General features: G+C 50.0%; 10 protein-coding genes, 8 tRNA genes and 1 rRNA gene. 18 read left to right on the forward strand and 1 reads right to left on the reverse strand.

What is annotated here, in order from left to right:
* The 17 genes from ACX1DY_RS25905 to ACX1DY_RS25985 all read left to right on the forward strand — a co-directional run.
* Positions 1–117 (forward strand): 23S ribosomal RNA (locus tag ACX1DY_RS25905); the annotation flags it as partial.
* An 80-nt stretch (positions 118–197) separates the two neighbouring features.
* Positions 198–289: transfer RNA gene (locus ACX1DY_RS25910), tRNA-Ser, on the forward strand.
* Between the two features lie 31 nt (positions 290–320).
* Positions 321–397: transfer RNA gene (locus ACX1DY_RS25915), tRNA-Met, on the forward strand.
* Positions 398–404: 7 nt separating this feature from the next.
* Positions 405–480, forward strand: a tRNA-Val gene (locus ACX1DY_RS25920).
* A gap of 33 nt (positions 481–513) precedes the next feature.
* Positions 514–589, forward strand: a tRNA-Thr gene (locus ACX1DY_RS25925).
* 14 nt (positions 590–603) lie between these two features.
* Positions 604–681, forward strand: a tRNA-Asp gene (locus ACX1DY_RS25930).
* Between the two features lie 20 nt (positions 682–701).
* Positions 702–777, forward strand: a tRNA-Phe gene (locus ACX1DY_RS25935).
* A 5-nt stretch (positions 778–782) separates the two neighbouring features.
* A tRNA-Tyr gene (locus tag ACX1DY_RS25940) sits at positions 783–868 on the forward strand.
* Positions 869–875: 7 nt separating this feature from the next.
* Positions 876–948 (forward strand) — tRNA-Lys (locus ACX1DY_RS25945).
* A 156-nt stretch (positions 949–1,104) separates the two neighbouring features.
* Positions 1,105–2,199 (forward strand): PucR family transcriptional regulator, encoded by a 1,095-nt coding sequence (locus ACX1DY_RS25950; protein ID WP_458967079.1) that lies wholly within the window; start codon positions 1,105–1,107, stop codon positions 2,197–2,199.
* A gap of 108 nt (positions 2,200–2,307) precedes the next feature.
* Positions 2,308–3,429, forward strand: a complete 1,122-nt coding sequence (locus ACX1DY_RS25955; RefSeq protein ID WP_458967080.1) for an ABC transporter ATP-binding protein — start codon at positions 2,308–2,310, stop codon at positions 3,427–3,429.
* Between the two features lie 227 nt (positions 3,430–3,656).
* The gene (gene hprK / locus ACX1DY_RS25960; protein ID WP_028531056.1) at positions 3,657–4,595 is read left to right on the forward strand and encodes an HPr(Ser) kinase/phosphatase; all 939 of its coding nucleotides are present in this window, start codon (positions 3,657–3,659) and stop codon (positions 4,593–4,595) included.
* Positions 4,596–4,607: 12 nt separating this feature from the next.
* Positions 4,608–5,651 (forward strand): prolipoprotein diacylglyceryl transferase, encoded by a 1,044-nt coding sequence (lgt, locus tag ACX1DY_RS25965; RefSeq protein WP_458967081.1) that lies wholly within the window; start codon positions 4,608–4,610, stop codon positions 5,649–5,651.
* Positions 5,652–5,659: 8 nt separating this feature from the next.
* On the forward strand, positions 5,660–6,313 hold the full coding sequence (gene ppaX / locus ACX1DY_RS25970; RefSeq protein ID WP_458967082.1) for a pyrophosphatase PpaX: 654 nt from the start codon (positions 5,660–5,662) through the stop codon (positions 6,311–6,313).
* Positions 6,310–6,822: an acyltransferase gene (locus ACX1DY_RS25975; RefSeq protein WP_458967083.1), complete on the forward strand. Its 513-nt coding sequence runs from the start codon at positions 6,310–6,312 to the stop codon at positions 6,820–6,822. Before ppaX ends, ACX1DY_RS25975 begins: the two co-directional genes overlap by 4 nt.
* Before the next feature lie 310 nt (positions 6,823–7,132).
* On the forward strand, positions 7,133–8,362 hold the full coding sequence (locus tag ACX1DY_RS25980; protein WP_458967084.1) for an acyltransferase: 1,230 nt from the start codon (positions 7,133–7,135) through the stop codon (positions 8,360–8,362).
* Positions 8,363–8,376: 14 nt separating this feature from the next.
* Positions 8,377–9,528, forward strand: a complete 1,152-nt coding sequence (locus tag ACX1DY_RS25985) for an acyltransferase (RefSeq protein ID WP_458967085.1) — start codon at positions 8,377–8,379, stop codon at positions 9,526–9,528.
* Positions 9,529–9,635: 107 nt separating this feature from the next.
* Here ACX1DY_RS25985 and gntK read toward each other — a convergent pair whose 3' ends face one another.
* A complete protein-coding gene (gntK, locus tag ACX1DY_RS25990) occupies positions 9,636–11,165 on the reverse strand; it encodes a gluconokinase (RefSeq protein ID WP_458967156.1) in 1,530 nt (509 codons plus the stop codon).
* 322 nt (positions 11,166–11,487) lie between these two features.
* On the opposite strand from gntK, the gene ACX1DY_RS25995 reads away from it, so the two are divergent.
* Positions 11,488–12,705, forward strand: coding sequence for an ATP phosphoribosyltransferase regulatory subunit (locus ACX1DY_RS25995; protein ID WP_458967086.1), 1,218 nt, complete (start codon positions 11,488–11,490; stop codon positions 12,703–12,705).
* Positions 12,706–12,716 lie beyond the last annotated feature (11 nt).

The following is a 12,716-nucleotide window of genomic DNA, read 5'->3' on the forward strand; positions in this document are numbered from 1 at the left end:
AAGATGAGATTTCCCAGTATGTAAGACCCCTTGAAGACGACGAGGTAGATAGGTTGGAGGTGGAAGCACGGTAACGTGTGGAGCTGACCAATACTAATCGGTCGAGGGCTTATCCAAAATACTATTACGCAGATTTCGTTTCGGATTCAGTTTTCAGGAATTAAGTTCCTGTGTGGATTTACATGGCTAGATCTATTGGAGAGATACCCAAGTGGCTATAAGGGGACCCTCTGCTAAGGGGTTAGACTGCGTAAGCGGTGCGAGGGTTCGAATCCCTCTCTCTCCGCCATTCCAAATCCAATGTATTTCCTTATTAATGTGGCGGCGTAGCTCAGCTGGCTAGAGCGTACGGTTCATACCCGTGAGGTCGGGGGTTCGATCCCCTCTGCCGCTACCATACATACGGAGGCTTAGCTCAGCTGGGAGAGCATCTGCCTTACAAGCAGAGGGTCGGGGGTTCGAACCCCTCAGCCTCCACCATATGTATTTTCTAAGATTGTTTTTTTACACTGTGCCGGTGTAGCTCAATTGGTAGAGCAACTGACTTGTAATCAGTAGGTTGGGGGTTCAAGTCCTCTCGCCGGCACCATTTTTACAAAATGCGGAACCGTGGTGTAGTTGGCCTAACATGCCTGCCTGTCACGCAGGAGATCGCGGGTTCGAATCCCGTCGGTTCCGCCATTTTTAATGTTTGTTTTTATGGCTCGGTAGCTCAGTCGGTAGAGCAAAGGACTGAAAATCCTTGTGTCGGGGGTTCGATTCCCTCCCGCGCCACCATATATGGAGGCTTAGCGAAGTGGCCAAACGCATCAGACTGTAAATCTGCTCACGTACGTGTTCGGTGGTTCGAATCCATCAGCCTCCACCAGTTTTATGAGCCATTAGCTCAGTTGGTAGAGCACCTGACTTTTAATCAGGGTGTCGAAGGTTCGAGTCCTTCATGGCTCATTCCAATCAGAAAGTCATCACCTTTGGGTGGTGGCTTTTTTGCTTTTCTGCATTTGCAGAAGTCCCCGTTAATGGCCCAAGGGAGTGCAAGACGCATATTGCCGAGAAATATGATAGAATAGGCAAAAAGAGCAAAAGTGGTGGAGTATGGTGACAATGGATAGTGAGTTTTTACGTAAAAAATTGGAACAGCTCACCGGAAAGAGAACCGGAATCAAACAGCTTGGGAGGCAGCATTCAGCTTCCCTTTTTGGCATAGGAGTGGAAGAACAGGAACAGCCGGTGTTCCACGAGGGGCATCTGTGGGTGCCTTTGTATGAAAATGATGGACGGATAACGGCAGTTTGGTTAGAGATAGAAGGCTTGTCTTCAATGGAGGTGCAGTTAGTTGATTACGCAGCGCGAAACTTCGCTGTTGCTCTCAAAGCGACAGGACTGAAGGAAGAAGGGGAAATTGAGGCTCGTCAACTTAGCACTTGGCTGAATGCGCAATTGGAGCAGGAGAAGAATGATGCGGAAATCCCAGATGAAATAACTTTGAAGGGCCGTTTGGTTGGGGAAATGATTCCTTTCCTGCTGGTCAGCGAAAATGTCCATAATCCACAGGTAACGTACCGTTCTCTAATGAAGCTGCTGCGCAGTTATTTTGAGAATGAAATTCTGCTAATCCCCCTGCAGGAGAAAGAATGGTTAATTTTGGCCCGCAAGGAGCTGCTCACCGGGGGGGATGATAAGGAAGATGAGGAAGAGAGTGCTGATGATCTGCTGGCGCAGACCTGCATGGGACTGCATGAACTGATTGCCAGCGAGTGGGTGGGCGTATTCCATCTGGCGGTAGCGCCGGCAATCGTTCCTGTGAAGGGCTTAACAGGCTCGGTGGCTCTGCTGCGGGAAACGATTATTCTGGGCCGGGTTTTCCAGGTGGGAGACTACATTCATTTACCCTGGGAACTCCATATGGAGCGTCTGGTTAACAGTATACCGGATGATCGCCGCAGACAACTGCTTGCGCAGATCGGGGACTATACTTCGGTGCTGGCGGATAAAGAGATGCTCATGACGCTGGAGACATTTTTTGAGATGGACTGCAATGTCAGTGAGACGGCCAAGAAGCTGTATATTCACCGAAATACGCTGCTGTACAGGCTGGATAAGATCAAACAGGAGACAGGAGCGGACGTTCGGAGCTTCGGAGATGCCGCAATTGTGAAGTTAGCCATGTTATTGTATAAAGTGACGAAAAGAAAATAGGTTTTTTGTGAACGTTACAAATAGCCAGCATGGCATCTCTGGGGTAAGATAAATGTATAAGAAAGCGATTTATTTTTAATCCAATAATTGACTCGAGGGGGAAATACAATGGCAGGCGTACGTTTAGAGCACATTTTCAAAAAATACCCGGGTTCCGATAAAGCGACAGTAATCGATATCAATCTTGATATTAAAGATAAGGAATTCTTGGTACTGGTTGGACCTTCCGGTTGCGGTAAATCCACAACCCTGCGTATGATCGCTGGTCTGGAAGAAATCTCTGAAGGTAAAATGTACATTGGTGACCGTGTAGTCAACGACGTAGCTCCTAAAGACCGCGATATCGCGATGGTATTCCAATCCTACGCCTTGTATCCGCACATGAGCGTATACCAAAACATGGCGTTCGGTTTGAAACTGCGTAAAGTGAAAAAAGAAGAAATCGACAAAAAAGTTCGTGAAGCTGCAAAGATTCTCGACATCGAGCACTTGCTTGATCGCAAACCTAAAGCATTGTCCGGTGGTCAACGCCAACGTGTCGCTCTGGGCCGCGCTATCGTCCGTGATCCGCAAGTCTTCCTGATGGATGAACCGCTGTCCAACTTGGATGCTAAACTTCGTGGTCAAATGCGCGCTGAAATCACTAAACTGGTTAAACGCCTTGAAACCACTTGTATCTATGTAACACATGACCAGACAGAAGCTATGACGATGGGTGACCGTATCGTAGTTATGTATGATGGTATCATTCAACAAGCTGCTTCTCCTGAAGAGCTGTACAATGAGCCAACTAACCTGTTCGTAGCCGGATTTATCGGTTCCCCTACAATGAACTTTATCAATGGTACTCTGACTGAAGTTGGCGGCGCCGTGCGCTTCCGCGCAGATAACCTTGATGTTGAAGTTCCTGGCGGCAAAGCTACACTGCTGCGCAACAAAGGCTACATCGGCAAAGAAGTAGTATTGGGTCTTCGTCCAGAAGATATTCACGAAGAGCCAGTATTCCTGGAAGCTTCGCCGAACACAATCTTCACTTCAATGGTTGATGTTACTGAAAACCTGGGTCATGAAATGCTCCTCTACTTGAGCGGCGTTGGCAACAGCACTGTAATTGCCCGTGTAGATGGACGTTCTACTACTCGTGAAGGCAGCAAGCCAAAATTGGCTATTGATATGAATAAAATTCACATCTTCGATAAAGAATCCGAACTTAACGTTCTGCTCGGATAAGATCGCAAGATTTGATTGAAGAAAGCCGCCTGAGAAGGCGGCTTTTTTAATAAAATAATTTAATTATTTCGGTGTACATACTGGACAAAGAGCGGGTATTAAGATTGCATTCATAGGCGTTATCCATTAAGATAGCAGGAGAATTACCTGCAGCTGGGATGGAAATAGTTGTTAACCAAATGCGGGCAAGCGGATAGACACCGCAGGTTACGAAAGGACGGACACACATGGCTAAGAAGGTAAAGGTATCGGAATTGGTACAGCATTTTCAATTAGAGGTTGTTTCCGGACATGAGGGCTTGAAACGGCCGATTACAGTGGATGACCTGAATCGCCCCGGACTGGAAATGGCCGGTTATTTCGAATATTATCCGGAAGAGCGGGTTCAACTTCTGGGCAAAACCGAGCTGGCTTTTTTCTCCATGCTCCCGGATGGAGAGCGCAAGAGCCGGATTCGCGGGATCTGTAATGACAATACACCATGTATCGTTATTACGAGAGCACTGGAGGTGCCGCAGGAGCTTATTGATATAAGCAACGAAAAAGGGCTGCCTGTGCTGCGCAGCTCGATGGCTACAACGATATTTTCCAGCAGATTGACCAGTTTTCTGGAAGGACGGCTGGCGCCTACAGCAACAATTCACGGTGTTCTCTGTGATGTGTACGGCGTAGGTATGCTGATTACAGGCAGCAGCGGTATCGGCAAAAGTGAAACTGCGCTTGAGCTTGTGAAACGCGGACACCGTTTGATTGCCGATGATGCGGTGGAAATCCGTCAGACCTCGGATAATCAGCTGCATGGTACTGCGCCGGAGCTGATCCGCCACCTGCTGGAAATCCGCGGTGTCGGGATCATTAATGTAATGACGCTGTTTGGTGCAGGGGCTATCCGTAATCATAAGCGGATTACGCTGGTGGTAAGACTGGAAGCCTGGCAGCAGGACAAGCAATATGACCGCCTTGGACTGGACGAGGAAACAACGCGGATTATTGATACGGATGTGCCGCTTGTAACGATTCCTGTACGACCTGGACGTAACCTTGCAGTAATTATTGAGGTTGCGGCGATGAACTACCGCTTGAAGCAGATGGGCTTCAACGCAGCTTTGCAGTTTACCAATAAGCTTACTGCTACCATATCTGAAGACATGGATGATTTAGACTAGGAGTGTGAGAACATGTTTTTTTCATTAGCCATTAATCCGATTGTCTTCTCCATCGGGTCATTGCCGGTGCATTGGTATGGCTTAATTCTCGGTGTTGGCGCACTGGCCGGATTATTTCTGGCGATCCAAGAGGGTAAACGATTCAACATTCCGCAGGAATTCTTCATGGATATGCTGCTGCTTGGCGTACCGTCCGCTATTATTGGCGCGCGGATTTATTTTGTAGCTTTTAAATGGGAAGATTATAAAGATAACTTCATAGATGTATTCAAGATCTGGAACGGTGGGATTGCCATCTATGGTGCTCTGATTGGGGCGATTATTTGCGGGATTATCTATTTCCGTTACAAAGGATATTCGTTCTGGCGGATTGCTGATATTTGCGCACCTGGATTGCTCGCAGGACAGATGATTGGACGCTGGGGGAACTTTGTTAACCAGGAGGCCTACGGCGGCGTTGTCGAGGAATCATTCCTGCGTAACAAGCTGCATCTCCCTGATTTCATTGTGAACCAGATGTATATAGGGGATGCCTTTCATCATCCAACCTTCCTGTATGAATCACTCTGGAGCCTCTTGGGCATTCTGCTGCTCATGGTCCTGCGCCGTCAGAAGTTTGTCCGTTCGGGTGAAATATTCCTATCCTATTTCATCTGGTATTCCATCGGCCGATTCTTCATTGAAGCACTGCGTACAGACAGTCTGGCCTTTAAGGGAAGCAGCGGACTGGCCTCGTTCCTGAACGGATTATGGAGTCCGATGAAATGGCTGGGCTTTGAGCAAGGTTATCTCGATCCGGCTTATGGCAATATTCGCAGCTCGCAGCTGCTTGCGCTGCTGCTGATCTTAGCCGCTATTCTGTTGATCATCATCCGCCGGGTAACTGGTCAATCTAAGGCTCATTATTCCGATCCTATTGTTAGCACTAAAGCTGCGGCTACGGACTCTGTAGTTCCGGAAAGTGCGGCAAATACGCCGCAGGTTGCTCCAAATACTGCCCCTCAGGTTAGACAACCAGAGCCGGAGAAGACCCAGGATGAAGTACCGAAGGAGTAGCAGAGCTAATGATAGAATGTGTGCTGTTTGATCTTGATGGAACAATTGTGAATACCAATGAGCTGATCATCCGATCGTTCATGCATGCACTGAAGGAGAATAATCTGCCCCCGTTAACCCGGGAGCAGATTATTCCCCATATGGGGACAACGCTCCAGCAGCAGATGATTGCGTTCTCCGGTCTTGAGGATACCAGCGTACTTGAGCTGTCCTACCGCTCCTACAATTATGCGCATCATGATGAGCTGATTGCTTCTTTTCCCCATGTGAATGAGACGATGGAGGAACTCTTACGTCGCGGGATCAGACTGGGTATTGTGACGACCAAGATCCGCCCAACAACGGTCAAGGCGCTGGAGATGTTCGATCTGCTGAAATATATGGAGACGATTGTAACAGTAAATGATGTAGTTCAGCCTAAGCCTCACCCGGAGCCGGTTCTAACGGCGATCCGTAATTTGGGCGTTGATCCTGATAAAACGTTGATGGTCGGTGACAGTATCGTTGATATTCAATCGGCCAAAGCAGCCGGTGTGCGTGTGGCAGCAGTTGCATGGTCGCTTAAAGGCGAAGAAACACTCCGTAAATATGAGCCGGACTATATCATCCACGATATGATGGATTTGTATGAGATTGTGGAGCAAGGGACGAATAAGCCGTGAGAAAAGTAACCCGCTATCCGGTGGAAGGGCATAACTCGCTCTGGTACATTTACCGTACGGTCAGCCCGTGGAAGGGTGTACGCAATTTTATTTTTATTCAGATTGCCCGTTATTGTCCGATCCTGCCGCTGAAGAACTGGATTTACCGCCGGGTCCTTGGCATGAAGGTTGGGAAGCATACGGCATTTGGACTGATGGCGATGGTCGATGTGTTTTTTCCGGAGAAGATTACGGTCGGTGAAAATTCTGTGATCGGTTACAACACGACGATTCTCGCCCATGAATACCTGATCAAAGAGTATCGGCTTGGCGAAGTAGTCATCGGTGAAAATGTGCTGATTGGCGCCAATACGACGATTCTCCCCGGTGTGACGATAGGAGACTGGGCTGTTGTAGCAGCCGGCTCTGTAGTGCATAAGGATGTGGCGGCCGGTTCCTTTGTCGGGGGCAACCCGCTCAGGGAGCTGCGTCCGTCTTCAGTGGAAAATGAAGGACATATGGAACAATAATGATCAGCATGTGCTTACCCTGCAGTTACATATTGCGCACATTGGCGCAGGAGCTGCGGGGGTTTTTTTTGAAAACATAGCTTGGGTTCCGGGGCTTCAGGTATTAGGTTAGTTCTCAGTAAGTTTTAAGTATTCAGCAAGGGCAAGGAAGCTATATACTAGATAATAGGCGTGAGCCTGCGTAAGACAATGTCGGCAAATATCAGATTGTATTCCGGCAGTAAGGACAGACTTCCTGATATGTACAGCTTCACCCGATTTCCGCTTAGCGTCTCTATGAACGATCATAGCAGAGAAGAGGAAGCCTACAGTGAACGTTGCCAAACAGGACAGACTGCCCCAGCTTGATATTTACCGCGCCCTGGCGATTCTCGGCGTACTGCATGTACATTCTTCATCGTTTGCGGCTGGAGAGCAGGCACTAGCTTCGCCTTATTATTACTGGCTAAATTGGATCAATATCTTTTTTAAATTCGGTACGCCATCTTTTATTTTTCTCAGCAGCTTCGTACTCTTCTATAATTATTACAGCCGTCCGGTTACCCGCAGCCTAATTGGAAGTTTCTACAGGCGCAGACTGAAGTATATTTTGCTGCCTTATTTGCTGGCTTCGATAGGCTACTATGGGCTGACTTTGTATGCGAACGGCCAGTTGACGCTGCATCCGGGGGAGAATCTGTCTAGCTTCATGGGGGCTTTATTCTCGGGTTCGGCTTATGCGCATTTGTATTTTGTATATATCAGCATTCAGTTCTACCTGCTGTTTCCGCTGCTGCTGAAGCTGCTGCAAAGCTCCCGTGTCTGGGTAAGGTGGGCAATTCCGCTTGGGCTGGCGCTGCAGTGGGGGTTTGTTCTCTGGAATAAATATCAGCTACATTTCATAGAAAAAGGCAGCTTGGCGATTTCCTACTTGGCTTATTATTTGAAGGGCGCCTGGATTGCTATTCATTATGAGCGGATCAAGCCTTGGCTGATAAAGCCTTGGAGTGAGCTGTCGGATAAGCACAGACGGTTTACAGTGTTGCTGATTGCTGTATGGTTAGCGGCAGCCTTTGCGCATGTTCAGCTCTGGTATAAAGACCGCCATTTTGGTATTTGGATAGACTCACTATGGTATGAACTGCTATGGAATGTGCATACGATGTTCTCGGCGCTTGTGCTGCTGTATGCGGCTTTTGTCATCTACCGTAGTGCGCCCCGGAGAATTGTAGTTATTTTAACAAGGCTGGGTGAGCTGTCATTTGCGATTTATCTGATCCATCCCCTGCTGCTGGCGGTATATCGCGAATTTTCGATTATGATCCGGACAGATTCCTTGCTGTATGTGTTTTGGATATACGGAGGGCTGCTGGTCGCGCTGGGCGGGAGCTGGGTGATTACACAGTTTGCGTTCCGCCGTTTTCGTCAGTCATGGATTGTTTTTGGCAGCATTCCACGCTCGCTTAGCTCTCCGGTGAAGGAGAAGACCGGCCATACATCCGGGGGAGGCGGCAGACAGGCTCGCGAGGAAAGGCAGGAGCAAGGGGTTTTGAAAAGGTAACAGGAGGAATTTGAATGGGACAAAAGGAAAGAATTCCGCAGCTTGATATATTTCGGGCGATTGCGATTTTTGCGGTAATTGCTATTCATGCCACTTCACGCACACTCTCAGAAACACTGGACACCTCGATGTTCCATCCGTTTCTGTTCATTAACAAGTTCAGCCAATTTGCTGTGCCTTCCTTTGTATTTTTGAGCGGCTTTGTGTTGTTCTATAACTATATTGACCGTCCGCTGAGCGGAAAAACACTGAGGAAGTTCTATGGCAGAAGGCTGCTCTACATTCTGGTGCCTTATGTTATATTTTCAATACTGTACTTTATCTTGAAAATGACCTCCGGCCATACTTGGGGAATGCCTGCGGATGAGATGGCGCGTAAAATTGCCAAATATCTGCTGACCGGCACGGCGTATACGCACCTCTACTATATCATTATAATTATCCAGTTCTATGTACTGTTCCCTCTTATATTGTGGTGCTTGCAAAAGGTTCGGCGTCTTGCTGCGTGGGCCCCGGTGATCGGGCTTTTGCTGCAATGGGGATTCGTGGTCCTGAATAAATACATGACGAATCATGGCTATTGGCACTTGACCAAGGGAAGTCTGGCTATCACTTATTTCTCTTATTTCCTGCTCGGGGCGGCGATTGCTGTCTATTACAGCTCCTTGAAAAAGTGGCTGATTCCTTCCCGCGAAGGCTGGCGTTCCGGTAAGGGGGCCGGGTGGATTGCGCTGTGGCTGTTATGGGCTGCTGCAGGGATTGTTCATGTTGAGCTGTGGTTTAACAGTTATACAAAAAAAACTGTGATCAACAGTCTATGGTACGAAGGCTTTTCGAATCTTCATGCGCTGCTCTCCTGTCTTGTTCTGCTGCAGATGTCCTTCCTGCTGTACGGTGCCGGACGCAGCCTGCTGACGAGAATGCTGCTCTCCGTTGGCGCCTGTTCATTCGGCATTTATCTGCTGCATCCGGCAGTGCTTTACTTTTATAGAAAGCTGCCCTTCCACGGGGGCTCCCTCGCGTACACGGCTGCAATTGCCGGCGGGTGGCTGGCAGCAACGCTGGGCTCATGGCTCGTAGTTGCTCTGTTCTTCCGCTATATGAAGCCGGCATGGGTGCTGTTCGGCTCTGCACCGCAGAAGCCACCGGTGAAAGCTTCCATGTAGCGTACAGAAGATCATAATATGGAATTATAAAAGCGCCGAACGGCCCGGAAGAAGCGGACGGTCGGCGCTTTGTGCTGTAACTGGCTTCGGATATGCTGGAACGCGGCTTATTCGTCTGCCTGTCCCCGCTGAAACTCGGCGATGGCTTGATACTGGTCCTCCAGACTGCGGTATACGGAAATGTATATCGGCAGCAGTTGTTTGTAGACCTTGGCATGCTCCTTGACCGGATGATGCTGATGGGTAGAGCCGATCATCTGGAACACAATATCCAAGGAGTCCGTCAGTCCGGTTGCATAAAGCCCCAGCACAACCGCGCCGAGGCAGGAGCTTTCGAAGCTCTCCGGGATAACAACCTCCTGTCCGAAAATATCTGCCATCATCTGCCGCCACAGCGCGGAGCGGGCGAAGCCGCCGGTGGCGAGGATTTTGCTCGGCTGTCCGATTTGCTCCTCCATAGCCAGCAGCACAGTGTACATGTTAAAAATGACACCTTCCAGCACGGAACGGATCATATGCTCCTTATGATGGTTCATCGTAAGCCCGAAAAAAGAGCCCCGGGCATCGGGATTCCACAGCGGCGCACGTTCTCCGGTCAGATAGGGATGAAACAGCAGCCCGCCGCTTCCAGGCGGCACCTGCTCGGCAATGCGCGTCAGCACCTCATAGGGATCAATGCCAAGGCGCTTGGCAGTCTCCACCTCGGAAGCGGCGAACTCGTCGCGTACCCAGCGGAAGAGCATCCCCCCGTTGTTCACCGGGCCGCCGATAACCCAGTGCTTCTCTGTCAGGGCATAGCAGAAGATCCGGCCTTTCGGATCGGTAAGCGGCCGGTCAACCACTGTGCGGATGGCTCCGCTGGTTCCGATGGTGGCGGCGACAACACCCGGCTGAATGGCGCCAACGCCAAGATTGGAGAGAACACCGTCGCTGGCTCCGACGATAAAGGGGGTTGATGACAGTACCCTCAGCTTCTCCGCCAGCCCAGGAAGCAGTCCCTGCATAATCTGGGTGGTAGGAACAGGCTTAGAGAGCCGATCCGAAGTAATGCCCGCAATGCGCAGAGCTTCCATATCCCAATCGAGATTCTCCAGATTGAACATGCCTGTGGAAGAGGCAATGGAGTGGTCAATGACATATTCCCCGAACAGCTTGGCAAAAATGTATTCTTTAATGGAAATGAATTTGTGGGTCTGCCGGAAAAGCTCCGGCTGTTCCTCCCTCAGCCACATCAGCTTGGTAATCGGAGACATGGGATGGATTGGCGTTCCTGTCCGCAGGTACAACTCATGCCCGCCCAGCTCATCTTTTAAGCGGGCGGCACAGGCGGCGCTGCGGTTATCGGCCCAGGTAATACATGCGGTAAGAGGGCTGCCGGCACTATCAACGGCGATCACACTGTGCATGGCTGAGCTGAACGAAAGAAAGAGCAGAGCTTCCGGGGGGATTGCACTGTCCTGCATCACTTTTGCAATGGTATGTATCACGGCCTGCAGGATTTGCTCCGGGTCCTGTTCTGCTACGGACGGTGACGGAGTGTGCAGCGGGTACCCCTGGTTCGCTTGAGCAGCGATTTTGCCATTTTTCTCAAAGAGGACGGCCTTCGTGCTTGTGGTTCCAATATCAACGCCGATCATATAGGATGCAGTCAATATCCAGACCTTCTTTCTATTTGGAAAGTTCAAAGGCAATCTTACTCCTATAATCAGGAATTAGTAAAGAGTAAAATGCAAGCGGTTTAGATTTATGCGGGAGCGCTGTACGTTGGCTATGGAGAAAGGTATATTTAATCTTATAGTATATTTTAACCTTGAGATCACTCAAGATAACAATGGTTTGGTTGACGTAAAAGGATAGTCCGTGATACGATATTGCCACTACTTTAATTTGCTACCACTGTACCATAGTAAAGTGTTTATTCATAATATTGATGATATCTGACGAGGTGACTAGGTAAAGATGTCCAAACCGAAGGGATTCGAGAAGCCGGCCGGCGTGCGTGACTATCTTCCGCGTGCAGTAGCCAAACTGCGCAAGATAGAGAATGATGTGCTGCATTGCATGAGCCGATGGGGATACCGGCAGATGATTACACCTACATTGGAATATTACGATACGGTCGGCGTGGCCAGCTCCACATCGGACCAGAAGCTCTATAAATTGCTTAACAACCGCGGTCAGGCGCTGGTGCTGCGCTCGGAGATGACGGCGCCGGTGGCGCGCGTGGTTTCTTCTCTCTTAAAAGATGAGCCATTGCCGCTACGCCTGTCCTATCACGCCAACGTATTCCGGGCGATTGAAGAGGAAGCGGGACGGGAAGCAGAATTCTTCCAGACTGGGGTCGAGCTGGTCGGTGATGATTCACCGGAGGCGGATGCCGAAGTTGTAGCGCTGGCGATTTCTTCGCTGCAGGCCGCAGGTGTGAAGTCTTTCAAAATCGCTATGGGCCATGTCGGCTTCCTCGACGGGCTGTTTCAAGAAGCGGTAGCCGGTCTTCCTGAAGCACAGGAGGAGCTTAAGAGCCATCTGCTAAACCGGGATTATGTGGCTTTCCGCGAGACACTGCGGCGGCTTGAGCTGTCCGAGGCGCAGAAGAATGAGCTGGACGGGCTGCTGCGCCTACGGGGCGGCAAGGAAATCTGCGGTCAGGCGCTGGAGCTCAGCAGCCATCCGCTCGCCCGTGCCTCCATTGAGCATCTGTGCAAGGTGTGGGAGGTGCTGGTGTCGTATGGGGTATCCCGGCATGTGCTGATTGATCTGACGATGATCGGCGACTTCTCCTATTATACGGGCATGACTTTTGAAGGCTATGCTTCGGAGCTTGGGTTCCCGGTATGCAGCGGGGGGCGGTACGATAATCTGCTTCAGCAGTTCGGGCGGGCTGTTCCTTCTACGGGCTTCTCTTTGAAGACAAACCGCATTCTGGACGGTGTATCCGGTGTGCCAGAAGAAGAAGAGCTGCCGATTCTGATCCAATATGATGCTGCGCGGCGCAAGGAAGGCCTTGAAGAGGCCTCGCGGCTGCGGGCCGAAGGCCATGTTGTTGTGACCCGGCTGGCTGCTGAGCCCGGTGATCTTAAGCCTGTGGAGCGGATTGGCGCGGATAAGTGTGAAGCGGATGGCGTTCAGTATGCGGAAGTTTATACGTTGGTATCTTCTGTAAGCGAGCATGGCTGAGAAGAGTGGGA

This window comes from Paenibacillus sp. BAC0078 (assembly GCF_054483875.1).

Excerpts from the sequence above, each read along its gene's own strand:
- gntK (WP_458967156.1), bottom strand. The coding sequence starts at position 11,165 with ATGATCGGCGTTGATATTGGAACCACAAGCACGAAGGCCGTCCTCTTT.
- ACX1DY_RS25950 (WP_458967079.1), top strand. The coding sequence starts at position 1,105 with ATGGATAGTGAGTTTTTACGTAAAAAATTGGAACAGCTCACCGGAAAG.
- lgt (WP_458967081.1), top strand. The coding sequence starts at position 4,608 with ATGTTTTTTTCATTAGCCATTAATCCGATTGTCTTCTCCATCGGGTCA.
- ACX1DY_RS25995 (WP_458967086.1), top strand. The coding sequence starts at position 11,488 with ATGTCCAAACCGAAGGGATTCGAGAAGCCGGCCGGCGTGCGTGACTAT.
- hprK (WP_028531056.1), top strand. The coding sequence starts at position 3,657 with ATGGCTAAGAAGGTAAAGGTATCGGAATTGGTACAGCATTTTCAATTA.
- ACX1DY_RS25985 (WP_458967085.1), top strand. The coding sequence starts at position 8,377 with ATGGGACAAAAGGAAAGAATTCCGCAGCTTGATATATTTCGGGCGATT.
- ppaX (WP_458967082.1), top strand. The coding sequence starts at position 5,660 with ATGATAGAATGTGTGCTGTTTGATCTTGATGGAACAATTGTGAATACC.
- ACX1DY_RS25955 (WP_458967080.1), top strand. The coding sequence starts at position 2,308 with ATGGCAGGCGTACGTTTAGAGCACATTTTCAAAAAATACCCGGGTTCC.